General features: G+C 61.9%; 14 protein-coding genes and 1 pseudogene. 5 read left to right on the forward strand and 10 right to left on the reverse strand.

Annotated elements, in window-relative coordinates; genetic code table 11:
• Nucleotides 1–194: 194 nt before the first annotated feature.
• Entirely contained in the window at nucleotides 195–10,718 is a 10,524-nt protein-coding gene (locus tag ACZZ0G_RS01625; protein WP_463555067.1) for an autotransporter-associated beta strand repeat-containing protein, read from the reverse strand.
• 510 nt (nucleotides 10,719–11,228) lie between these two features.
• Between ACZZ0G_RS01625 and ACZZ0G_RS01630 the strand changes: the two genes are divergently transcribed.
• On the forward strand, nucleotides 11,229–12,188 hold the full coding sequence (locus ACZZ0G_RS01630; protein ID WP_463555068.1) for a nucleoside-specific channel-forming protein Tsx: 960 nt from the start codon (nucleotides 11,229–11,231) through the stop codon (nucleotides 12,186–12,188).
• A 15-nt stretch (nucleotides 12,189–12,203) separates the two neighbouring features.
• On the forward strand, nucleotides 12,204–13,226 hold the full coding sequence (locus tag ACZZ0G_RS01635; protein ID WP_463555069.1) for a purine-nucleoside phosphorylase: 1,023 nt from the start codon (nucleotides 12,204–12,206) through the stop codon (nucleotides 13,224–13,226).
• 123 nt (nucleotides 13,227–13,349) lie between these two features.
• Here ACZZ0G_RS01635 and ACZZ0G_RS01640 read toward each other — a convergent pair whose 3' ends face one another.
• The 3 genes from ACZZ0G_RS01640 to ACZZ0G_RS01650 form a co-directional block, all read right to left on the reverse strand.
• Nucleotides 13,350–14,306 (reverse strand): quinone oxidoreductase family protein, encoded by a 957-nt coding sequence (locus tag ACZZ0G_RS01640; RefSeq protein WP_463555070.1) that lies wholly within the window; start codon nucleotides 14,304–14,306, stop codon nucleotides 13,350–13,352.
• A gap of 31 nt (nucleotides 14,307–14,337) precedes the next feature.
• The gene (locus tag ACZZ0G_RS01645; protein WP_007969534.1) at nucleotides 14,338–14,511 is read right to left on the reverse strand and encodes a DUF1427 family protein; all 174 of its coding nucleotides are present in this window, start codon (nucleotides 14,509–14,511) and stop codon (nucleotides 14,338–14,340) included.
• 224 nt (nucleotides 14,512–14,735) lie between these two features.
• Nucleotides 14,736–15,518, reverse strand: a complete 783-nt coding sequence (locus ACZZ0G_RS01650) for an AraC family transcriptional regulator (RefSeq protein WP_463555071.1) — start codon at nucleotides 15,516–15,518, stop codon at nucleotides 14,736–14,738.
• A 136-nt stretch (nucleotides 15,519–15,654) separates the two neighbouring features.
• Between ACZZ0G_RS01650 and ACZZ0G_RS01655 the strand changes: the two genes are divergently transcribed.
• Both ACZZ0G_RS01655 and ACZZ0G_RS01660 read left to right on the forward strand, forming a co-directional pair.
• Nucleotides 15,655–15,882 carry a DUF6555 family protein gene (locus ACZZ0G_RS01655; RefSeq protein WP_007919026.1) on the forward strand — a complete coding sequence of 76 codons (228 nt, stop codon included), beginning with the start codon at nucleotides 15,655–15,657 and terminating at the stop codon, nucleotides 15,880–15,882.
• A 39-nt stretch (nucleotides 15,883–15,921) separates the two neighbouring features.
• The gene (locus tag ACZZ0G_RS01660) at nucleotides 15,922–16,194 is read left to right on the forward strand and encodes a hypothetical protein (RefSeq protein WP_095121132.1); all 273 of its coding nucleotides are present in this window, start codon (nucleotides 15,922–15,924) and stop codon (nucleotides 16,192–16,194) included.
• 25 nt (nucleotides 16,195–16,219) lie between these two features.
• Here the strand turns inward: ACZZ0G_RS01660 and ACZZ0G_RS01665 are convergent, their stop codons facing one another.
• The 3 genes from ACZZ0G_RS01665 to ACZZ0G_RS01675 all read right to left on the reverse strand — a co-directional run bounded on the left by ACZZ0G_RS01665 (nucleotide 16,220) and on the right by ACZZ0G_RS01675 (nucleotide 18,273).
• Entirely contained in the window at nucleotides 16,220–16,384 is a 165-nt protein-coding gene (locus ACZZ0G_RS01665) for a metallothionein (RefSeq protein ID WP_007919030.1), read from the reverse strand.
• A gap of 944 nt (nucleotides 16,385–17,328) precedes the next feature.
• Nucleotides 17,329–17,784 (reverse strand): DMT family transporter, encoded by a 456-nt coding sequence (locus ACZZ0G_RS01670; RefSeq protein WP_463555072.1) that lies wholly within the window; start codon nucleotides 17,782–17,784, stop codon nucleotides 17,329–17,331.
• A gap of 3 nt (nucleotides 17,785–17,787) precedes the next feature.
• Entirely contained in the window at nucleotides 17,788–18,273 is a 486-nt protein-coding gene (locus ACZZ0G_RS01675; protein ID WP_463555073.1) for a DMT family transporter, read from the reverse strand.
• Between the two features lie 112 nt (nucleotides 18,274–18,385).
• Between ACZZ0G_RS01675 and ACZZ0G_RS01680 the strand changes: the two genes are divergently transcribed.
• On the forward strand, nucleotides 18,386–19,321 hold the full coding sequence (locus ACZZ0G_RS01680) for a LysR family transcriptional regulator (RefSeq protein ID WP_463555074.1): 936 nt from the start codon (nucleotides 18,386–18,388) through the stop codon (nucleotides 19,319–19,321).
• A 206-nt stretch (nucleotides 19,322–19,527) separates the two neighbouring features.
• Here ACZZ0G_RS01680 and ACZZ0G_RS01685 read toward each other — a convergent pair whose 3' ends face one another.
• The 3 genes and pseudogenes from ACZZ0G_RS01685 to ACZZ0G_RS01695 all read right to left on the reverse strand — a co-directional run bounded on the left by ACZZ0G_RS01685 (nucleotide 19,528) and on the right by ACZZ0G_RS01695 (nucleotide 22,729).
• Nucleotides 19,528–20,349, reverse strand: a complete 822-nt coding sequence (locus ACZZ0G_RS01685; RefSeq protein ID WP_463558809.1) for a methyl-accepting chemotaxis protein — start codon at nucleotides 20,347–20,349, stop codon at nucleotides 19,528–19,530.
• Between the two features lie 84 nt (nucleotides 20,350–20,433).
• Nucleotides 20,434–21,210: pseudogene (locus ACZZ0G_RS01690) on the reverse strand (cache domain-containing protein); the annotation flags it as partial.
• Nucleotides 21,211–21,412: 202 nt separating this feature from the next.
• Nucleotides 21,413–22,729 (reverse strand): Na+/H+ antiporter family protein, encoded by a 1,317-nt coding sequence (locus tag ACZZ0G_RS01695; protein ID WP_016987944.1) that lies wholly within the window; start codon nucleotides 22,727–22,729, stop codon nucleotides 21,413–21,415.
• Between the last annotated feature and the right edge of the window lie 487 nt (nucleotides 22,730–23,216).

The raw sequence follows: 23,216 nt of genomic DNA on the forward strand, positions 1-23,216 counted from the left end.
TGTTTAAGACACAGGACTTTGGGGGGCAACGTCTGAATCGGTGAAGTCAGATGATTCGATGTTTGACGTAAGGTTTTTCCGACCGGGGAGAGACGGTCGAACTCAGGCCATATTTCCTACAGACATGACCGCGACTTTTTGCCCATGCAAAAAAAACCGCCCTCACGGGCGGCTAAAAGTGCTTCGACCCTAAATCAGAAGCCAAGGCTGAAGCTGATGGTCATCGCATGGTCGTTGCTGTCGTTCGACAGTTGGCCCGAGTAGCCGACCCCGAGTTTGCCGGTCGGACTGATCTGGAAGTCGACCCCCGCTTCAACAATGGCGCTGTCCTTGGCGATCGGTACGCCTTGGGTGCTGAACGACGCGCCGCCGTCGATAAAGGTCAGATCAGCGTCAGGCTTGGTATCACCGAAGGCATGGCGCCAGCCGATGGCCGCGCGCGGGGTGAATTGCCCGCCGTTGGCCAGGGTGATGACTTTGCCCGCGCGGACGCCGAGGGTCGAGAAGGTGATGTCTTGATCGGCATCGGCCTCCAGGCGCCCTACTCCGCCTTTCTCCTTGGCTTTGTCGGTGTCGTAGTTGACGTAGGCGAGACCGGCAAACGGCTCGAGGGCAATGCCGCCAGCGTCGATGGCGTAACCGACTTCACCGAACACCTGGGCGCTGCGTGCGTCGTAGTTGGCTTTCAAGCGGTCGTTGTAGCTGCCGACGCTGACGTTGCGTTTGGTCTCGATGTCGTGCCAGCTGTACGCCGCGCCGAGGCGCACGGCCAGGGCATCGAACTGCGAGTTGAGGTACGCCGCCAGGTGGTAGCTTTCGACGGTGGCATCCGAGCGACGGTCATGGGCATCGAGGTCGCTGCGGGTGTAACCGGCGGCCATGCCCACGCGCCACTGATCGTCGAGCTGCTTGTCGGTGCCGAGCATGAAGCCGCTGAGGTTGCGATCAAGCTTCGCCGCGTTGCTGTCGCCATCCGACTCGCCCCACGCACCAAGAGCCCGCGCCCAGCCGACCATTTCGCCATGGCAACCGTTGCTGCTCAGTTGGTTGTCACTTGGCGCCAGGGCACGGCGTGGATCATCCGCCGCGCTGCACGACGGTTGGCGCATGCGATCGTTGACCGCGTCACGCACATAACGCGAATCCTCGAGGATGGCGCTGGCGGTGCTGGCGTGGATCTCACCCGACAGACTGTCGAAGGCATTGCGCGCACCGGCGACACTGAGGTTGACGATCTCGTTCTGCAATGCCGCGCCCGCCGGGCCGTTGTTCGACAGCGCAGTAGCGGCCCCGGACTGGTTGCCAGTGGCGGCGACATTAGCGAAGGAGTTGCCGTTGCGGCTGACCACCAGGTTCACCGCGTTGGCGTCATACACCAGTGCCGTGTTGAGGAACGCGTATTGCGGCAGATCCGCAGCGCTGAAGGTGCCGTTAACCCCACCGCCCGCGGTAATCAGCGAGTAGGTGGTGTTGCCGGTGAACGGTGCCAGCGTGTTGACCTGCAGGCCTCCACCCAGGGTCGCGGTGCCGCCGACCGCCAATGGCGTTGCGGTTGGCGAACTGACCGTCAGCGCCAGCACACCGTCGGATGCGTTGGTCAGGTTACCGGCCACGCTCAGGGTTCCGGCCTCGGCGCCGGAAGCCACCACACCATGGTTGATCACCGAACCGACGCTGCCATTACCGCTCAGGCCTGCGCCGTTGGCCACAGTGACCTGGCCGCCCAACGAAGCCTGGGCCAGACGACTGCCGACTTGCAGCACACCTTGGTCGACTGACACGGTACCGCTGAACGGATTATCACCGGTCAGCAGCAACGTGCCGGCGCCGCGTTTGACCGTCGCGCCGAGGCCGCTGAGGCGACCGTTGAACTGACCATCGACGTTTTGCGCGAAAAACAGCGAAGCGTTGTTGAGAATATTGCCCTGCAGGCTGGTGGTGTTACCGACCAGCGTACCGCCGCTGACCGTGGTGCCGCCGCTGTAGGTATTGGCGCCACTGAGCACCAGTGTGCCGGAATCGAGTTTTTCGATCCCGCCAGTGCCCACCAGCGGTGCGGAGATTTCCGCACTCGCACCGGCGTTGACGCGCACCGGTGCAAGGCTGCCGTCCGTGCCATTGACCGGCGTCAGCGTACCGCCAGCCCCCGGAACCAGGCTGTAACCGCCAGTGAGAAATTGCAGACCGGTGAAGTTCTGATTGCCCTGCACGGTCACGGTACCCGCCTGACCGCCGAACACCGCGAACTGACCATTTGAAGCCAGGGCCTGAGTACCGCTCGGATCGGTCCAGTTGGTGCCCGGCCCCCATACGCCGCTGCCGCCACCGATGCTGCCGTCCGGATTGGTGGTGCCACCGTTCCAGAACTGCACCTCACCCGGCGTGCCTTGCACCAGCAGGTTGATCTGATTGGCGATAGCCGTTTGCAGCGTCAGATTGGCCGCCGACACCGGCAGGCTGCCATACACCAGACCGTTGTCGGTCAGGCTGCCGCCGTAGCTGAACAGTTGATAGACACCGGTGCCAAAACCGCCGGCATTGTTGATGTTCAATGTGCCGTCGAGGGTCAGATTTCCAGCCACGTTGACCACGGTGGTCGAGCTCGCTGCCGAGCCGAGGCTGAAGTCCAGATTGGTCCCCGACGATAGCGCCAGCGAACCGACTGACAACGGCGTCGCGGTGCCACCGCCGGCCAGCGTCGCGCCACTGGCCAGTTGCACGGCGCCGCCGAGCTGGCCGCCACCACCAATGCTCGCGCCGCTGGCGACGTTGACGTTGGCACTGTTGAGCACGCCGTTGACGATCAGGTTACCGGCCTGCACCGAGGTGTTGCCAGTGAAGGTGTTGTTGCCGGTCAGCAGCAATTCACCCGTGCCGGTTTTGTTCAGCGTACCGGTGCCGGTGAGGTTGCCGGTGTAGCTGCCATCGGCGTTTTGCTCGAACGTCAGCGTCGCGTTGTTGACGATCGCCCCTTGCAGGCTGCTGGTGTCACCGCGCGTGGTGCCGCCGTTCAACGTGGTGCCGCCGCTGTAGGTGTTGGCGCCACTGAGTACGAGATCGCCAGCACCGTTTTTCACCAGACTGCCGGTGCCGGTCACAGCACCGATCAATGTGGTGTTCTGATTACCGGCAAGGGTCAGTTGTGCGCCCAGGTTGACAGCGTTGGCCAGTTGCAGCGCCGAAGTGCTGTCGAGTGTGCCGTTGCCGGTTACGTTGAGCGCGCCGCTGCTGATTGCACTGTTGTTGCCGAGAATCAGCGTGCCACCGGCAAGCTGAGTGCCGCCGCTGTAAGTGTTGCTGCCGTTGAGGGTCAGGCTTGAGGCGCCGGACTTGATCAGGCTGCCGCTGCCGCTGACTACGCCACCGAGGGTCAAGGCGTTGGAACCGGCCACGGTCAAACCACCGTTGACGACCACGTCGTTACCGAGGCTGACGGCCGCATTGCTGTCCAGCGCCGTGCCGTCGGCGGCGGTCAACACACCGCTGCCGAGCGCCGCGTTGTTGCCGACCACGATCTTGCCGCCATTGAGCGCGGTACCGCCGGTGTAGCCGTTGGCCGCGTTGAGCACCAGCGTACCCGTGTCGTATTTGCCCAGCGTGCCGCTGCCGTTGAGCGCGACACCGATGGTTGCCGTGGCATTCGGGTCAACCCGCACCGTGGCATTGCCCAGCGAACCGTTGACCAGATTCAGCGAGCCCGCCGTGCCATTCACCAAGCTGTAGCCATCGGTGACGAACTGCATGCCCGTGATGGTTTGCGCGCCATTGACGGTGACCGTACCGGCCGCGCCCTGGAACACCGCAAAGCTGTTGGTCCAGGCCTGGTTGGTGGTGCCGTTGACGTCGGTCCAGTTGGTGGTACCGGTGCCCCAAGTGCCGCTGCCGCCTTCGACTGAACCGTTGGCCACCAGCTGATTGCCGTCCCAGAACTGCACGGTGACGCCCGGTGCAGTCACCAGCAGGTTGATCTGATTGGCCAGTGCGGTTTGCAAGGTCAAATCGCCCGGCGTCACGCTGCCCGGCAGTGTGCCGAAGAGCATGCCGTTGTCGGTCAGGCCGCCGGTGTAGTCGATCAGGCGATAGACGCCGCTGCCAAAACCACCGATGTCGCTGACGTTGAGGGTGCCATCGAGGGTCAGGTTGCCGCCGACGCTGACCAACGCATTACCTCCGCCGGACACTGGTGTGCCGAGGCCGACGTCGAAGTTGGAATTGCCGTTGAACACCAGCGAACTGACGCTCAGAGTACTGCCGGTAACGCCCGCCAGATGACCGCCGTCGGCCACCGTCACGGCACCGGTCAACGTACCGCTGCCGCCGAGGGTGCCACCGTTGTTGACCAACACATTGCCGCTGGCCAGTGAGCCGTTGACCTGCAAGGTGCCGGCGTTGACGTTGGTATCACCAGTCAGGTCGCTGATGCCGCTGAGGGTCAGGGTGCCGCTGCCGAGTTTGCTCAGACTGCCGTCACCGCTGAGGATGCCGGCGAAGGTGCCGCTGACGTTGTTGCCACCGAGGCTCAACGTATTGCCCGTACCGATCAGCGCCGTGCCGCTGCCCGTGAGGCTGGCGAGGCTGCCCGAGGCACCGAGATTCAACGCCGCGCCACCCGCGAGATTGACCGTGGCGTTGTTGCCCAGCGCCGCGCCACTCAGCGTGGTCAGGCTGCCGGACGCCACATCGAAGGTGCCGCTGAAGGTGTTGTTGCCGCTCAGCGTCACGTCGGCCAGACCGTTCTTGGTCAACGTACCTGCGCCGGCGATGACACCGCCGAGGGTCAGGTTGTTGTTGCCGGCCAAGGCCAGATTGGCATTGACGTTGACGTTGTTGGCCAGCACCAGTGGTGCGGAGTTATCGAGGGTGGAAGCACCGGCCACGGTCAGCGCGCCGCTGCCCAGCGACCCGCCATTGCCGAGCGTCAGCGTACCGGCGTTCAGTGTGGTGCCGCCGGAGTAGGTATTGATGCCGTTGAGCGTCAGGTTCGACGCGCCGTTCTTGATCAACCCGCCCGCGCCGCTGACGACGCCGGCGAGGGTCAGGTTGTTGCTGCCGGTGTTGCTCAGATTGGCGTTGAGCACGACGTTGTTGCCCAGGCTCAGCGCGCTGCTGCTGTCCAGCGCCGAGGCACCCGCCACGGTCAGGTTGCCCAAGCCCAGCGCCGAGTTGCTGCCGGCGGTCAGGGTGCCGGCGTTCAGGGTGGTGCCGCCGAGGAAGTTGTTGTTGCCGCTGAGGGTCAGGTTGGCCGCGCCGTTTTTGCTCAGGCTGCCAGCGCCGTTGACCGTGCCGGCCAGGGTCAGATCCGCGGTGCCGCCAATGCCAAGATTGCCCGCGAGGTTGACCGCGTTGTTCAGCGAAACCGCCGTGCTCGCATCCAGCGTGGTGCCACCCGCCGCGTTCAACGTGCCGGAACCCAGCGCCGAGTTCGATGCCAGAATCAGTCCGCCGGCGTTCAGCGCTACCGGGCCGAGGAAGGCGTTGTTGCCACCGAGGGTCAGGTTCGCCGTGCCGGTTTTGATCAGGCCACCGGTGCCGCCAATCACGCCGTTGAGGGTCAGCGCATTGCTACCGACCACAGTGAGGTTGCCGTTGAGCGTCGCGGCGTTGGCCAGTGTCACTGCTGCGTTGCTGTCCAGTTGCGTGCCGGCATTCGCGGTCAACGTGCCAGTGCCGAGCGCGGTGTTGCTGCCGACGATGATTTTGCCGCCGTCCAGTTGCGTGCCGCCGGTATAAGCGTTGGCACCGCCGAGCACCAGGGTGCCGGCGTCGAGCTTGTTGAGGATGCCGCTGCCATCGATATTCGCATTGATGGTCGCGGTCACGCCCGGATCAACGCGCAACGAAGTGGTGCCGCCGGTACCGTTGACCGCCGTGAGTTGCCCCGCCGCACCGTTGACCACGTTGTAGCCGTCGGTGAGGAATTGCATGCCGGTGAACGCTTGCGTGCCGTTCACCGTCACCGTGCCGGCGGTGCCTTGGAACACTGCGAAGTCGCCGGCCCAAGGTTGGTTGACCAGACCGTTGGCGTCGGTCCAGTTGGTACCGACCGCATTCCACGTGCCGCTGCCGCCATCGACCACGCCGTTGGCAATGGTCTGGCTGCCATCCCAGTAACGGATGTTGACGTTTGGCGCCGAGACTTGAATGTTGATCTGATTGGCCACGCCGGTCTGCACCACCAGGTCGCCGAGGCCGTAACCGACCGGCACGCTGGCGACGTCGAGACCGAGATTGGTCAGGGCGCCGGTGTAGTTGAACAGGCGATACACACCAACGCCGAAACCGCCGGCATCGCTGACGTTGAGATTGCCGTCAAGGGTGAGGTTGCCGCCGACGTTCATCAGCGACGCGGTCGACGGTGTGCCCAGTGCCACATCAACGTTGCTGCCGGCGCCGAGAGTCAGGGCACTCGCCGACAAGGTGTTGCCCGACGACAACGCCAGATGCCCACCGCTGTTGATGTTGACCGCGCCGAGCGCCGAGCCGGTACCGGTCAGGGTGCCGCCGGTATTGACGTTGAGTTGAGCACTGCCCAGCGAACCGCTGAGATCGACCGTACCGCCATTGATCGCGGTGTTGCCGGTAATGCCGTTGATGCCGGTGAGATTCAAGGTGCCGGTACCGACTTTGACCAGGCCGCCGCTGCCGCTGAGATCGCCGTCGAACGTGCTGGTGACGTTGCCGCCGCCGACGGTCAGGGTGTTGCTGCCGGTGAGCTGAACACTGCCGCTGCCGGTCAGCGCGCCGAGGCTGGCGTCGCTGCCGAGATTCAGCCCGGCGCCGGCGCTGATATTGACCCCGGAGGTGTTGCCCAAGGCGTTGGTGTTGAGGGTGGTGACGCTGCCGGACACGATGTTCAGCGCGCCGGTGAAAGTGTTATTGCCGGCCAGGGTCAGGTCCGAAAGACCGTTTTTGGTCAGGCTGCCGGCGCCATCGATGATGCCGTTCAAGCTCAAATCGTTGTTGCCGGCGACGGTCAATCCAGCGTTCAGCGTGATCGCGTTGCCGATGCCGAACGAAGCGCTGTTATCCAGCGTCGCCGTGCCGCCAACGATCAATGCGCCACTGCCCAGACCGTTGGCATTGCCAAGGGTTAGCGTACCGGCATTCAGCGTGGTGCCGCCGCTGAACGTGTTGTTGCCGTTAAGGGTCAGGTTGGCCGCGCCGTTCTTGATCAGTTGGCCGGTGCCGCTGGTGACGCCGCCGAGGGTCAGGTTCTGCGTGCCGCCCACGGTCAGCGCCGCATTGAGGGCGACGGCGTTGTTGAGGCTGACCAGCGGCGAATTGCTGTCCAGCGTTGCCGCGCCAGCGACGGTCAGCGCACCGGAGCCCAGCGCCGAACTGTTACCGACGGTCAGGGTGCCGGCGTTCAGTGTGGTGCCGCCGAGGTAGTTGTTGGCGGCGTTGAGAATAAGATTGGCCGCACCGTCTTTCACCAGACTGCCGGCGCCGCTGACCAGCCCGGTCAAGGTCAGGTTCGCCGTACCGCCGATGTTCAAGGCACCGGCCAGTGCCAGCGCATTGTTCAGGCTGACCGCCGTATTGGCGTCCAGCGTGGTGTTGGCCGCTGCATTCAGTGCGCCGTTGCCCAACGCCGTGTTACTGCCGACGGTGATTTTGCCGGTGTTCAATGCGGTGTTGCCCAGATAGGTGTTGGCGCCGTTGAGGGTCAGGTCGGCAGCGCCGTTCTTGACCAGCCCACCGATACCGGCGACGACGCCACCCAGGGTCAGCGCATTGGTGCCGCCCAAGGTCAGGTTGCCGGCGAGGTTGACGTTGTTGGCCAATGTCGCGGCGGTGCTGGCATCCAGCGTGGTGCCGTTTGAAGCGTTCAGAGTGCTGGCGCCCAGCGCGGTGTTGCTGCCGACAATCAGTGAACCGGCATTCAGCGCCGTGGTGCCGGTGTAGGTGTTGTTGCCGTTGAGGGTCAGGCTGGATGCGCCGGTCTTGATCAAGCCGTTGCTGCCACTGATCACCCCGCCAAGGGTCAGCGCGTTGGCGCCGCCAGCGGTGAGGTTGGCATTGAGAATCACGTTGTTGTTCAGGGTCACGGCGGAGCTGTTGTTGAGCGTGCCTGCGCCTTCGACCGTCAAGGCACCCGTGCCCAATGCTGCGCCGTTGCCGACGGTCAGGCTGCCGGCATCGAGCACGACACCGCCGCTGTGAGTATTGACCCCATTGAGGGTGAGATTGGCAGTGCCGTTTTTCACCAATTGGCTGGTGCCACTGATGACGCCGCCGAGGGTCAGCGCGTTGCTGCCGCCAATCCTCAGCGTGTCGTTGACAATGATGTTGTTGTTCAGCGTTACCGCTGCATTGCTGTCGAGCGTCGCCACGCCGCCAACGGTGATGTTGCCACTGCCGAGCGCCGCGTTGGCACCTGCCGTAATGGTGCCTGCGTTCAACGCGACGGCACCGAGGAAGGTGTTGGTACCGTTGAGAATCAGGTTGGCCGCGCCGTTCTTGGTCAGTCCGCCGCTGCCGCTGACGATGCCGCCGAGGGTCAGATTGGCGCTGCCACCGACGTTGAGGTTACCGCCCAGCGAGACCGCGTTGGTCAGCGCCACTGCCGTGCTGGCGTCGAGCGTAGTGCCCGCCGCCGTGGTCAATGCGCCAGTGCCCAGCGCGGTGTTGGAACCGACAATCAGCGTCCCGGCATTCAATGCCGTACCGCCGGAGAAGGTATTGTTGCCGCTGAGGCTGAGATTGGCGGTGCCGTTCTTGATCAGGTTGCCGGTGCCGCTGACGATGCCGCTCAGGCCCAGTGCCTGCGTGCCCCCAAGGGTCACCCCTCCGGCCAGTGCGATGGCATTTGCCAGTGTCACTGCGGTGGTGGCATCCAGCGTAGTGCCGGCCGCCGCATTCAGTGCGCCGGTCCCCAGCGCGGTGTTGCTGCCAACGAACAACGTGCCGGCATTGAGAGCGGTGTTGCCCGAGTTACTGTTGTTGCCGGTCAGGGTCAGGCTGGCGGTGCCGCTTTTGGTGATGCCGCCGGCTCCGCTCAACACGCCGCCGAGGGTCAGCGCGTTGCTGCCGAGCACGTTGAGCGCGCCGGTCATGCCAATGTTATTGGCCAGCGTGACGTTGGTGGTGCTGTCCAGGCTGGTGCCGGCGGCGGTGTTCAGCGCGCCGCTGCCCAGCGAGTTGTTGTTGGTGACCAGCAAGCTGCCGGCGCTGAGGGTAGTGGTGCCGGTGAAACCGCTGTTGGCACCGCTGACAGTCAGACTGCCGGTGCCGGTTTTGGTCAAGCCACTGCTGCCGCTGATCAGGCCGCCGAGGGTCAGTGCGCCGGTGCCACCAGCGGTCAAGGTGCCGCCGAGGCTGATGGCGTTGGCCAGGCTAATGGTGCCCGGTGCACTCAATGTTGTCGCGGCGATGACGTTGAGCGTGCCAGTACTGAACGCCTGATTGTTGCCCAACTGCACGGTGCCGCCATTGAGCGTGGTGTTGCCCAGATAGGTGTTGGCGGCACTGAGCGTCAACTGGCCGGAACCGATTTTGCTCAAGCCGCCGCTGCCGGAAATCACCCCGCTCAGGGTGGTGGCGTTGGTGCCTTGCACACTGACGCCGCCGGCACCGAGGGAGATCAGGTTGCTGATGTTCAACCCGGCGTTGCTGGCCTGCAGAATCCCGCCGTTGGAAGTGAGCACACCGCTGCCGAACGTGGCGTTGTTGTTGAACTGGGCGATACCGCCATTGAGCGTGGTCGCGCCGCTGACCAGTGGTCCCTGCAAGGTCCAGGTGCCGCTGTTGATTGTCAGGTTGTTGAAGTTGACGTAAGTCGCGCTCGAGGCAGTGCCGACACCCGTGGTGCCGCCGCCGACGCCCGCCGGGTTTTGCAGGATCAGACTGTTGGTGCCGCCCGCGCCGCCATCCACCGTACCGGTCGGGGCGAACGTCAGGTTGATATTGACCAGACCACCAAGGCCGACACTGATCTGCACGCCGTCACCCACCTGCACCGAAGAACCGGTCACCGCCGTAAAGGTGTTGGTGCTCGCCGCGCCCATCGACACGCCGCCGGTAATCGCACCGGCGTTGGTGAAGGTGTTGCCCGCCGCCGACGTCTCGAATGCGATCCGGCCGTTGATGACGCCGGTGCTGCTGTTGGTCATGTTGACCTGCGAGCCGCCATAGACGCCGATCACCGGGGTATCGGCCAGGGTAATGCCGCCGATCGAGAGCCCGGTCGAAGTGATGGTGCCGTTGTTGGTGATGCTGGTGGTGCCGGCCGCCGCGTTGTTCACGCCAAGCGCCAGACCGTCGATGCTGGTCAGGTTGAGCCCAAGCAGCATCCCGGTGCCGCGCATGATGCCACTGGCGTTGTTGAGCACGCTGACCGTGCTCGTTGCGCCGCTGCCGATAAACGCACCGCCGCTCAACACCGAGACCAGGCCGAGCAGCGCCGGGTCGAGGGTGCCGGAGTTGTTCAGGGAAATGTTCACCCCGGTCAGGTCCATCACATGGCCGCCGAGGGTCGCGTTCATTTGCGCCCCGCTGTTGACGTTGACCGTCAGGCCACTGGTGGCGCTGGAAAAATTATTGAGAAACAGCGGCAGACTGGGCACGCCGGTACAGGTCACCGTTGAACCCGCCGTGGAGCACGTGGCCAACGCAGGTGCGCTGACGCCGCCGAATAACAGCCCGGCAACGCTCAAGTGCACAGCAAGGGAAAGAGGGGAAAAGCGCGATACGAGGGCGACACCAAACCTTGCTTCCACGGGCTACTCCTTGTCGTGGCCAATTTCTTCCTTGAGCGCGCGAAGAGCCGTGCTTATTCCACACGCGAATCAAGACTGCGACGGTCATCACAAAAACCGCTGATTGGGGACAAAGCTAGTAGACGCCCGGCAATGGGGCACGGATTAAATGGTGTTAATACTTTAATACTAGAGGGGTCTGGAATGAGGGTTTCAGCCCGCAGTCATTGACTGTGAAAAGGTTAAAACTGTGGGAGCGAGCTTGCTCGCGAATGCGTTGTGGCAGCTTGCGGATACTTTTCTGATTCCCCGCCTTCGCGAGCAAGTTCGCTCCCACAGGGAACTGTAGGGTCTGCAAACCCGCGCCTGACCGATCCATCAGAAAATACTGAAAAAGGACAGATTTTTCAGCCGATTGACGGTTTTGGTACGCCTTGTGCAAACGTTTGCGTAACGTCAATACCAACGTTTTCGTAACAAAACCGTACAAGCCCACGGAACACGGGCCTTGATCTGAAAAAAGGACTTTGAATGCCCATCGCCTGCCCTGTTCGCGCACCTTTCTCGTGCACGTTTGCTGTTTCCCTGCTACTGACCGGCGTTACCGGACTTCTCAGCCATAGCGCTCTGGCGCAACCGGCAACCCAAGAAGAATCCGCCCAAGGCGAAGCGCTCAGCCCCGAAGCCAGCCCGCCGAAAAAAGGCGCCTACCTGTCGGACTGGTACAACCAGGACCTGATGCTGATCGGCAGCAAAGACATCAGTTTCGGCCCGCAACCGGCCGACGACATCTATCTGGAATACGAATACTTCGGCCGCAAAGGCCCGTTCGAACTGTACGGCTACGTCGACATCCCGAAGATCTTCAATATCGGCAACAGCCACGACAAAGGCGTGTGGGATCACGGCTCGCCGGTGTTCATGGAGCACGAACCGCGCATCTCCATCGACTACCTCGCCGGCCGTAGCCTGGCCATCGGCCCGTTCAAGGAATGGTATGTGGCGTTCGACTGGATCTACGACCACGGCAGCCGCAAAGAGAACCGCGCCAACACGCTTTACAGCGGTTTCGGCACCGACATCGACACCCATTCGCGGGTCAATCTATCGGCCAACCTGTACGGTCGCTATCAGTGGGAAAACTACGGCGCGAGCAACGAATATTCGTGGGACGGCTACCGCGCGCAACTCAAGTACATCGTGCCAATCGACAAATTCAGCAACGGCGCCTCGCTGACTTACATCGGTTTTACCAACTTCGATTTCGGCTCGGACATCCACAAGGACAACCCCGCTCGCACGGCCAACGCGACAGTGGCGACCAACGTCTTGCTCTACTCGTTCACCCACTTGCGCTTCACCCTGGTCGGCCGTTACTTCCACAACGGCGGCAACTGGGAGGACGGCAGCGAGCTGAATTTTGGCGATGGCAATTTCCGCGCACGTTCCAACGGCTGGGGTTACTACGCCGGCGTCGGTTATCAGTTCTGAATCAAGGAGTTCTCCATGCAAGCAATGATGCGTTTGACCCTGACCGCTGCAGCCCTGCTCTCCTCCACCGCGTGGGCAGCCGAGGCACCGATACAACCGAAAGTCGTGCTGATCACCATGTTCGCCCCGGAGGCACAACACTGGATCGACCGTTTGGAATTGAAGCAGGAAATCCGCGTGCCAGGCCTGTCCGCCGAGTACCCGAGCATCCGCTGCAACACGCAGCAGGTGTGCCTGCTGACCACCGGCATGGGCCAGACCAACGCCGCCGCCTCGACCCTGGCGTTGGCCCTGTCGCCGAAGTTCGACCTGCGTAAAAGCTACTTCCTGATCGCTGGCATTGCCGGGATCAGCCCGAAACACGGGACTATCGGCACCGCCGCATGGGCGCATTATCTGGTGGAATTCGGCACACAATGGGAGATTGATTCGCGCGATGCGCCGTCGACCTGGCCAACCGGCTATCTGGGCATCAACACCAAGGGCCCGAACGAAAAACCGCCGCTGGATTACAAGACTGAAGTTTTCGAACTCAACCCGAAGCTGCAGGCCAAGGCCTTCGCCCTGAGCCACAAGGTCGAGCTGAGCGAAAGCAAGGAGTCCGCCGCGTGGCGTCTGAAATATCCGTCGGCGCCAGCCAATCAACCACCGGTGGTGACGCGCTGCGACACACTGGCAGGCAACACCTGGTTTTCCGGCACGCGGCTGAGCGAACGGGCCGAGGTCTGGACCAAGTTACTGACCGACAACAAGGGCGAATACTGCACGACGCAGCAGGAAGACAACTCCACCTATGAGGCCTTGCTGCGTGCCAGTCGCGAAGGTCTGGTGGATGTGCAACGTCTGGCCGTGGTGCGCGCTGGCTCCGATTTTGATCGCCCTGAGCCCGGCGGCAGTGAGGTGGACAACCTACTCAAATACGCCGATCAGGGCGGTTTTGTGCCAGCGCTGGAGAATCTCTATCGCGCGGGTAATCCGCTGGTGCAGGACATCCTGAAAAACTGGTCATCCTGGGAAAACGGCGTCCCGCAATCCTGAGCCCAACACCAAAAAAATGTGGGAGCGAGCCTGCTCGCGAAGAGGTTGTGTCAGTCGACGAAGATATTGGCTGACAGACCGCTTTCGCGAGCAGGCTCGCTCCCACAGGTTTTTTGGGCTGTGTCAGGGAATGAGGATGACCTTGTCACCACTGCCCTGATTGACGTCGGCGTAGCGCAACAGGCCTTCGGCCAACGGCGCCTCGACCAACCCTTGCGGCAGCGGCAGCAAGCCTTCATCGAAGAACCGCCCGAACTCCTCGAGCATCGCCGCGCAAGCTTCAACGCCATACAACAACGAATTGATCCCGACCACCGACCCGCCCTTGCGATACAAGGCCAGCGCCGGTAATTGCACATGCCCATCCACCGGCGCCGCGATGATCGCGATGCGCCCGAATGTAGCCAATGCCGCCACCGACGCCGGCAACCAGAAACCGGTGGTGTCGAAGATCACATCGGCGCCGCCGCGATACACCGCGTTGACCTGCGCGCCGAGGGCTTCGGGTTTATCCAGCTGAATCGTCTGATAACCCTGCGCCTGCAACTCCGCCACCTGCTCCGGACGCCGCGCGGCTGCCAGCAACTGCGCGCCACGCACTTTCGCCAGCGCCAATGCTGCGTTCGCCACTGCTCCGCCACCGATTACCAGCAAACGCGTGTCGGCCGTTACAAGGCTGCGCTCCAAAGCATCCCACGCCGTGGTGTACGGCACGCCGAGGCTGGCGGCCTGGGCGAAACTCAGGTGCGAAGGCTTGTGCGCCACGCCATTGGCCGGCAGTTTGACGAACTCTGCGTGGGAGCCATCAGCAAAAAAACCCAGCTCACGCCCGGTGCCCCAGACTTCCTGACCGATCAACGCCTGCGGGCCTTCGACGACGACACCAGCGAAATCCCGACCGGGAATCCGCGGCAGCGTGGTGTAGGGGAAACGCCCGAGCACGTTCTTCACGTCGCTGGGATTCAGACCCGCCGCTTTGATCTGCACCAGCACTTCGTTCGCGCCAGGAACCGGGGTCGGCACCTCCACATAACGCAGGGAAGACAGGTCGCCGGTTTTATCGAATTGCAAAGCTTTCATGGACACATCCACCGAAGGAGAAAAAGGGAATTCAGGACAGCCAGCCCGCGACCAGTTGCCGGCCCATCGGCCACAACTGCTCACCCGCGAGCATGCCGAGCAAACCGACCAGCGCAATGGCCGGTGGCGCAGGGGAACGGAAATCCAGCGCGCCGTACAACAGGCCGACGCCCAGACCGATGGCCAGCGAAATCAGGTAGTTCATGGGGAGGAACTCCGCCCGTGGAGAGGAATGGGCAAAGTTTAGGGAACCGGCGAGGATGGCATCGGCCAAGGACTTCTGAATTTCGGACAAACCTGCCGCAGTCGCCACAAGACCCTGTGGGAGCGAGCTTGCTCGCGAAAGCGGTGTGTCAGTCCACTCTCAACTCACTGGTACACCGCATTCGCGAGCAAGCTCGCTCCCACAGTGGATTTATGCAGGTTTGCTTAATCGTGTTCGACAGCAAATTGTGAAGGAGCGACACCCAATTCACGGCGGAACATGTCGCTGAAGCTACTGGGTGAATAGCCAAGTTCCCGAGCAATCACACTCACCGCCACGCCCTGAATCAACTCCGCCACCGCCGTCGCCAGTTGCACCTGCCGCCGCCACTCGGCGAAGCCCATGCCGAGGCTGTCCTTGAACAACCGCGCCAACGTACGCACACTGGCGCCGGCATTTTCCGCGTGCTGCTCGAAAGGTATCTCCAGCGACGGCGCCGCCATCACCGCCTGACACAGATTCATCAGACGCCGGTCGGAGTCATCCGGCATCGGGATCTTCAACTGCGAACGCCGTGCGCGTTTCAGCTCCAGCAACGCCAACCCGACCAACGCTTCGTAATACCCCGGATCACCGCTGTCGCCCTGCTCCACCAGCCCGACAATCAGCTCGCGCAACAAACCGCCGACCTCAATCACCTGCACGGTCTGATCCAGCGTCGCCGCCAGCGCCGGGCGCAGGTAGATATTGCGCATCTGCAAATCCGACACCACGCGAATCCCGTGCGGCACACCCGGCGGCAACCACACCGCGCGCTGCGGCGGCACCACCAACGCCTCGTGCGGGGTTTCGACCCACATCACCCCGCTCATCGCATACAGCAACTGCCCCCAGACATGCTCGTGCGGCTCGATGAACAAGCCGCGCGGGTACGTGCGTGCCACACGTTGCACGGGCACATCGGTGTCACTGAGATCGGGGGGTGCGGCGAGGGCCATGGCGAGCATTCATTGGGCTTGGCGGAAACGCCATGGTAACCAGTGCGCCACGGCGTCGCCAACGATAGATACCGTCGGACAATCCGAGTGAATTTTCCCGGTGCGCCGCGATCCCTCTATTACCACAGGGAGGAATACGGGCTTTATGAACAACGCAAAACTCTATGTCATCGAATACACCCTTCACGGCACGCCCAAGTCGTTCATTATCCGCTCGGACAAAATGGACAATACCGAGGCGTGGCATTGGGCGAGCTGCGACGCTGGCGTCGGTCGCATTCCGCGCTTTGGCCGCGAAAAGGTGCAGAAGACCAGCAAACCGATGGCGGAAAAATTCGGCGTGGAAAACGTCGTGTGGCGACCGACCAGCTAAGCTCAGCCTGGGGACCGGCATCATTCGGGGGAATGCACCATGACTAACATCAGCAGCCCGGCGCATCTGGACTACGGCCTCGATACGTTGTTCGGGCGTATCACCAAAAGCGTGGACTGCCGCGTTGGACTGGAGGCGGTCGAGGATGATCCGTTTCGCTTTGCGCTGCGTGTGCCGGCACCGCTGCCGGAAGACCTTGATCAAGCGAAAACCGTGGTGGTCAGGGTTGAAGGGCGAAGGCTGCAAGGTACGGTAAGGCATGCGGAGCGGCTGGATGATGAGAGCCTGAAACTGGAAGTGGAGCCTGATTAGGCTCCACTTTTTTATGCGTCGCTCATTATCCGTGGGCGCATTTACAGCCTTTGGTTGAGCACTCTTCACCACTCTTGTGGTGGTGGGCGCAGGCTTCACAGCAATAGTGTTTGCCGTGGACGGCGTAGGCATGCTCGCCTTCCTTGATCGTGCACTTGCAGTTGGGACAATCGCATTTTCTATCGGGCATGGGACAGACTCCTTGGGTGGGGGTTGTCTGGGGCTTGAAGGGCAAGCCGTGATAATCAGTGTAGGAGGTGCCCGGGTTTTGGTTTTTTTGGGGCATATCCGTTGCTGCGGTAACGGCTGCTTAGGGTTCCGCCCTTACGGCGGGTCACTTTTTCCAGACGCCGAAAAAGTAACCAAAAAGGCTTGCCCCGGCGTACGGCACTTCGCTGAGGCTCAGTGTCCCCTCGCTACGGTGTCCATCCGGGGGCATCGCCTACGGTTTGCTTCGCTGCACCTCCTCTCGATGTGTTCGACTTCGTCGAACGGCGCTGCGCGCCTACCCCCGGATGAACACCTTCGCTCGGCCTGCCGAAGGGGCAAAAGATCAAAAGCCGAAGCAAGATCAAAAGCCGAATCAAAAGCCAGATCAAGAGCCCCTCACCCTAGCCCTCTCCCGGAGGGAGAGGGTACTGACCGAGTGGTTTGGGAGATGTACGCCGACGTGCGATTCCGCGTTGAACTCAGGCTTTGAAAAGCACAAAAATCGGCCCCCTCTCCCTCGGGAGAGGGCTGGGGTGAGGGGCGAATCCAACACAAAACCAAAGCCGAACACGCTGTGCTCTTCCACCACTCAACAGGATGAGCGTTAGCTCGGCTGCAGCTCTTGATCTGTAAGGCGACGTCGGAAGGCTGAGTGGAGGGATTGATCCGGGCGTGGGAGCGCAGCGACCGTTTGGCGAAGCCAAACACAGCGAGAGGAGGTGCAGCGAAGCAAACCGTAGGCGCTGCGCCCGGATCGATCCCGGAGCGAAGGAACCCCGAGCCCCAGCGAGCGGGCCGCACGCAGGAGCAAGCGTTTTTTTGCTTACTTTTTTTAGGCGTTTGTAAAAAAAGTGAGTCGCCGTAAGGGCGAAACCCTAAGCAGCCGTTACCGCAGCAACGGATATGTACTCAAATCAAATCAAATCAACCAACCCGACGCGAACTGCTCCGATACATAAACACCAAAGCCACCCCCAAACACACCATCGCCAAAATCCGCGAACCAGACAGCTCAATCGCCGGATTCCCCAACCAGCCAAAATTATCAATCAACATCCCCATCCCCAACTGCCCGACAATCACCGCCACCGTCGCCACAGCCGTCCCCACCACCGGCACCGCCCCGACCATCACCATCATGTACACCACCCCAAACAGCGCCCCGGTCAACTGCCACTTCGGCACATCCAAAAGGCTCACCGCATGCGCAGGCTCAAAAAACAGAATCAACAACCCGGTCGACACCGCACCGACAACGAATGTCAGCAAACTACTGCGCAACACCCCAACGCTCTCACCCAAACGCCCATTGATTGCCGCCTGCACACTCAACACCGCACCGGCCAACACCACCACCGCCAACAAAATAACCAGACTCATCACTCACCCCCGCGCAATCAAAACCAGTGCCACCACGATCAACCCCAACGCCAGCCATCGCTCGGCATTGACCTTCTTGCGCGTCGCCCCGAACCAGCCGAAATGGTCAATCAGCACACTCTTGCCTACCTGCCCCGACAGAATCGCGATCATCGTCATGGCAATGCCGATATGCGGCGTCGCCAGGGTCAGCACCACCACATACATCGGCCCCAGAAACCCACCAATCAACTGCCAGCGCGGCAGATCAGTCAGCGCCGGCCCTTTTTGTGGGCCAGCGAACAACAGCAGCAAAAACAGAATCGCCGAGCCGACGCCAAAGATGCTCAAGGTGGCCCACAGATGCCCGACCTGCACACCCAACGGCCCAAGCAACCCCGCCTCCACCGACAAGCCCATGCCCGCGAGAATCACCAGCGGCAGCAACAACAAGCGCAATCCCGATTTCGTCGCCGGTGCGCTAACGCTCATCTCATCCAACGTCTGCATAAACAACTTCCACTCAAATAAACGATGGCGCGGATTATCGGCTGGCGCAGCTGTGCGATAAATGGGAGCATCCGGACAACACTTTTGCGTAACCCGCACAGCAGGACAAACGATGCACGGGCTAAACGAACTCGGATTCAAGGCGCTACGACTGTTTGTCGCGGTGCTCGACCATGGCAGTTTTTCCGAAGTGGCCCGTCGCGAGGGTGTGGCGCCCTCCTCGATCTCTCGGCAGATTCAATTGATGGAGCAGGCACTTAACCAGCAACTGCTCTACCGCCACACTCGCGCGGTGACGCCGACCGAAGCCGGGCGCATGCTCGGTCATCATGCGCGGCTGGTACTGGTGCAACTGGAAGAAGCCGAACAGGCGTTGCAGGAACAGCAAAGTGAACCCACCGGCCTGGTGCGCATCAACGCCCCCGTGGTGTTCGGCCAGCGCCATCTGACGCCGTGGCTGGGCAAGTTGTGCGCGCGCTATCCGAAGCTGCAACTGGATATCCAGCAAACCGATCATTACGTCGACCCGCTTCAGGAAGGCGCGGATTTGCTGTTCCGCATCGGCCCGATGCACGATTCGAGTATGCAGGCTCGGATCCTGGCGCCGCACCGCTTTCAGGTCGCGGCCAGCCCGGCGTATCTCAAGCGCCACGGCACGCCGCAAACTCCCGAAGACCTCGCGCAGCACCAATGCCTGGCCTACAAAGGCGCGAGCGGCCAGCAGCGCTGGTTTTTCCGCCGCGATGGCGAGGACTGGACGCCCTACTCGGTCAAAGGCCCGATCATCGGTAACCACGCCGACACCCTCACCCAAGCCGCCGAACAGGGTTTGGGGCTGGTGATGTTTCCGTCGTGGCTGATTGGTGAGGCAGTGCGCGAAGGCACGCTGGTGCCGGTGCTGGGGCAATATCAGGTGTCGAACAGCCTGGAACCGCAGCAGATTGCGGTGTTGTGGCCTGGGAGCCGGCGGTTGTCGGTGAAGGTGCGGACGGTGATTGATTTCTTTATTGAATGCTTCGGGGAAGTGCCTTACTGGGATAGACCTTGAGGTGCTGAAGATCAAGAGCCCCTCACTAGCCCTCTCCCGGAGGGAGAGGGGACTGACCGTGGTGTCTCGGGTCATCCATCGACCTGAAAGATTCAGTCGATTATGGATTCGGTAAAGCTGTTTCAGGTCGGCGTAGCTCCATAGCATCCCCCAATCAGTCCCCTCTCCCTCTGGGAGAGGGTTAGGGTGAGGGGCTTTTCAAGCGATCAAATCCGGAACTGGCCCACGAGTTTGCCCAACCGCTGCCCCAGATCCGCCAGACTGCGCGACGTCTGCGCGCCCAACTGCGTTTCATCGGCCACGTTATCCACCGCCACCGCAATCTGATGCACGCTACGGTTGATCTCCTCCGCCACGGCCGTTTGCTCTTCCGCCGCACTGGCAATCTGCGCGTTCATCGAGTTGATCGTCGCAATCAGCGCCGCCATCGCATCCAGCGAAGCCCCGGCCTGATTGGCCTGCTGCGAAGTGCCGTCACCGGCCTCGCTGGAGCGGCGCATCGCCTCGACCGCTTGCTGAGTGCCCGCCTGCAAGCGGTCGATCATGCCCTGAATTTCCTGGGTGCTGATCTGCGTACGGCTGGCCAACGCCCGTACCTCGTCCGCCACCACGGCAAAGCCGCGTCCGGCCTCGCCGGCGCGTGCCGCTTCAATCGCCGCGTTCAGCGCCAGCAGGTTGGTCTGTTCGGCGATCGAACGAATCACCCCGAGCACGCCGACAATCGACGTCACGTCCTGCTGCAGGCTGTCGAGCGACACGCCGCTGCTGCGAATATCATCCACCAACGCATGAATCTGCTTGATGCTGCCGGCCACCACACGCTTGGCACTCTGACCTTCTTCATCGGTCTGCTGGGCGGCGACGGCGGCGTTCTGCGCGCTCTTGGCGACTTCCTGCGCGGCGGCGGACATCTCGTTGATCGCGGTGGCGACCTGATCGGTCTCGTGGCGTTGACGCTCCATTGCCTGATCGGAACGCTGGGCCTGATCCGACACTTGCGTCACCAGCCCGGTCAATTGCGTGGTCATCTCGGTGATCTGCCGCACCAGGCCATGGATCTTGTCGACGAAGCGGTTGAACGAGCCGGCCAGTTCGCCGAGCTCGTCCTGGCTGGTGATGTTCAGGCGACGAGTCAAATCGCCCTCGCCCGCTGCAATGTCATCGAGGTTGGCTTTCATCAGGGTCAGCGGACGCAAAATGGTATTGGCCAGCAACATCCCCGCCGCCGCAATCACCAACAGCACCACTACCGCCACACCAACGATGCTCAGCACCACGCCCTGCATGCGTTCCTGCACCTGCGCTTCAACCAGTGCCACTTGCGCCTCGATGCCGTCGAGGTTGACCGACGTGCCGACCGCCATGTCCCACTTGGCCAGGTATTCGGTGTAACCGAGTTTGGGCACCAGCACTTGCGCGTTACCCGGCAGTGGCGAGCTGTATTGCAGATAGTGGGTACCGTCCTTCGCCACGCTCACCAGGCCGCGGTTGACGTAGACGCCGTTCGGGTCGCGGTTGTCCTTGAAGCTTTTGCCCACGCCTTCGGGGTCGTTGGCCTTGAACAGGCGCACGGTCTCGGAGTCGTAGCCGAAGAAGTAGCCGTCCTTGCCGTAGCGAATGCCGGAGAGCAGTTTGATCGCCTGGGCGCGTGCCTCGTTATCGCCCGGCGCGGCCGCGTCATACAGCGGTTTGATCGTGGTCATGGCCACGGCAACGTAACTTTGCAGGGTGGCTTTGGCATCGCCGAGCAGGCGTTCGCGGGTCTGTTCGACCTCTTTGTGCGCCTGTTCCTGGAGAATGAACAGCGTGGTCAGACTGATGACCAGCGCAAACAGCAACACCGGAAGAACAGCGAGGGAGAGGACTTTAGCCTTAAGGCTCAGGCGCATTGTGGGAGCTCACTCTTTTGATTTTATTGGCGTGGTTAAAGGCTTTAACGGCACGCCATCACAAAAGTTGAGCTTCGGTATGAGGATCGTTCCCACGCTCTGCGTGGGAATGCAGCCCCGGACGCTCCGCGTCCAACAACGTGACGCAGAGCGTCACAAGAGGCATTCCCACGCAGAGCGTGGGAACGATCACCGGTGAGGTTCAGAGAACCATCGCGGCCACCCAGCCGAACGCCAGCAGCGGCAGGTTGTAGTGCAGGAAGGTTGGCACCACGGTGTCCCAGATGTGGTGATGCTGGCCGTCGATGTTCAAGCCGGAGGTCGGCCCGAGGGTCGAGTCGGAGGCCGGCGAACCGGCATCGCCCAACGCACCAGCGGTGCCGACGATGCAGACAATCGCAATCGGACTGAAGCCCAGTTGCACGCACAGCGGTACAAAAATCGCCGCCAGAATCGGCACCGTGGAAAACGACGAACCGATGCCCATGGTCACCAGCAACCCGACCAGCAGCATCAACAGTGCACCCACGCCTTTGCTGTGATTGATCCACGACGCCGACGACTCGACCAGGGTCTGCACCTCACCGGTGGCTTTCATCACCTCGGCAAACCCGGACGCGGCGATCATGATGAAGCCGATCATCGCCATCATCTTCATGCCCTCGGTGAAGAGGTCATCGGTCTCGCGCCACTTGACGATGCCCGATACCGAGAAGATCAGAAAACCGACCAGCGCCCCGATAATCATCGAGTCCAGCAGCAGTTGCACAATGAACGCGGCGGCAATCGCCACGCCGGCAATCATCAGGCTCAGCGGGTTGTACTGCACCGCAACTTGCTCAACCTGTTCGATCTTCGCCAGGTCGTACACGCGCCGTTTGCGATATGTGATGAACGCCATCGCCAGGCCGAAGACCATGCCCAGCGCCGGAATGCCCATGGCGTGGGTGACGTTGATGCCGCTGATGTCGACGCCGCTACGCGCAACATTCGCCAACAAAATCTCGTTGAGGAAAATGTTACCGAAGCCTACCGGCAGAAACATGTACGGCGTGATCAGACCGAACGTCATCACGCAGGCGATCAAGCGACGGTCGAGTTGCAGCTTGGTCAGCACATATAGAAGAGGCGGCACCAGCAGCGGAATGAACGCGATGTGGATCGGCAGGATGTTCTGCGAAGCGATCGCCACCACCCACAGCAGGCCGATCAGCAGCCATTTGACGCTGCCACCGCCGGTCGCATGTTGACGATCAACCATGGCCAGAGCCTTGTCGGCCAGCGCGTGGGCCAGGCCAGACTTGGCAATCGCCACGGCGAAAGCGCCGAGCAACGCGTAGGACAACGCCACCGTGGCGCCGCCACCCAGACCACTGTTGAAGGCCTTGAGCGTGGCATCGATGCCCAGACCACCGGTCAGGCCGCCGACCAGTGCGCCGACGATCAGGGCGATCACCACGTGCACGCGGGACAGGCTGAGTATCAGCATGACGCCAACCGCCGCTATGACTGCATTCATTTCACTACCTCGAAAAACACTGCGGTGGAAAACCGACCGCCAGACAGAATGAGTCCGCCAACGCTTTACCGGCGGATTTGCAAAGAGGGTCTTATTAGAAGGGCGCGCACTGTGAATGAAGCAGCGGCAAGCTGCAAGTCACAAGCCGCAAGCTTTTGCGTTTTTCGCTTGCAGCTTGCGGCTCGAAGCTCAAGAAAGCTGCTCTTTGGCCGTTACAGTGCAAAGTCTCAGATATTTATCGAATAAGGACGTCTCCATGTCGCTCAGACAACTTTCCATCCAATGGAAAATCACCCTGCTCGCCGGCCTCTGCCTGGCCGGTATCGTGACCCTGTTGGTGGGTCTTTCGCTGTATCGCATGGAGCACAGTTCTGCACTGGTGAAAGCTTCGAGCATGGAAATGCTCACTGAATCGGCGCAGGCGCGTATCGAGTCGCAAGGTGAAGTGCAGGCCGCCGGCATTCGCCAGCAGTTCATGGACGCCTAT

This window comes from Pseudomonas sp. AC169 (assembly GCF_979258515.1).

Bases quoted from the DNA above. Each gene is read 5' to 3' on its own strand.
- ACZZ0G_RS01685 (WP_463558809.1), bottom strand. From the start codon at position 20,349: ATGACCACGCAATTGACCGGGCTGGTGACGCAAGTGTCGGATCAGGCC.
- ACZZ0G_RS01645 (WP_007969534.1), bottom strand. From the start codon at position 14,511: ATGAACTACCTGATTTCGCTGGCCATCGGTCTGGGCGTCGGCCTGTTG.
- ACZZ0G_RS01675 (WP_463555073.1), bottom strand. From the start codon at position 18,273: ATGCAGACGTTGGATGAGATGAGCGTTAGCGCACCGGCGACGAAATCG.
- ACZZ0G_RS01660 (WP_095121132.1), top strand. From the start codon at position 15,922: ATGACTAACATCAGCAGCCCGGCGCATCTGGACTACGGCCTCGATACG.
- ACZZ0G_RS01670 (WP_463555072.1), bottom strand. From the start codon at position 17,784: ATGAGTCTGGTTATTTTGTTGGCGGTGGTGGTGTTGGCCGGTGCGGTG.
- ACZZ0G_RS01655 (WP_007919026.1), top strand. From the start codon at position 15,655: ATGAACAACGCAAAACTCTATGTCATCGAATACACCCTTCACGGCACG.
- ACZZ0G_RS01695 (WP_016987944.1), bottom strand. From the start codon at position 22,729: ATGAATGCAGTCATAGCGGCGGTTGGCGTCATGCTGATACTCAGCCTG.
- ACZZ0G_RS01640 (WP_463555070.1), bottom strand. From the start codon at position 14,306: ATGAAAGCTTTGCAATTCGATAAAACCGGCGACCTGTCTTCCCTGCGT.
- ACZZ0G_RS01680 (WP_463555074.1), top strand. From the start codon at position 18,386: ATGCACGGGCTAAACGAACTCGGATTCAAGGCGCTACGACTGTTTGTC.
- ACZZ0G_RS01650 (WP_463555071.1), bottom strand. From the start codon at position 15,518: ATGCTCGCCATGGCCCTCGCCGCACCCCCCGATCTCAGTGACACCGAT.
- ACZZ0G_RS01665 (WP_007919030.1), bottom strand. From the start codon at position 16,384: ATGCCCGATAGAAAATGCGATTGTCCCAACTGCAAGTGCACGATCAAG.
- ACZZ0G_RS01630 (WP_463555068.1), top strand. From the start codon at position 11,229: ATGCCCATCGCCTGCCCTGTTCGCGCACCTTTCTCGTGCACGTTTGCT.
- ACZZ0G_RS01635 (WP_463555069.1), top strand. From the start codon at position 12,204: ATGCAAGCAATGATGCGTTTGACCCTGACCGCTGCAGCCCTGCTCTCC.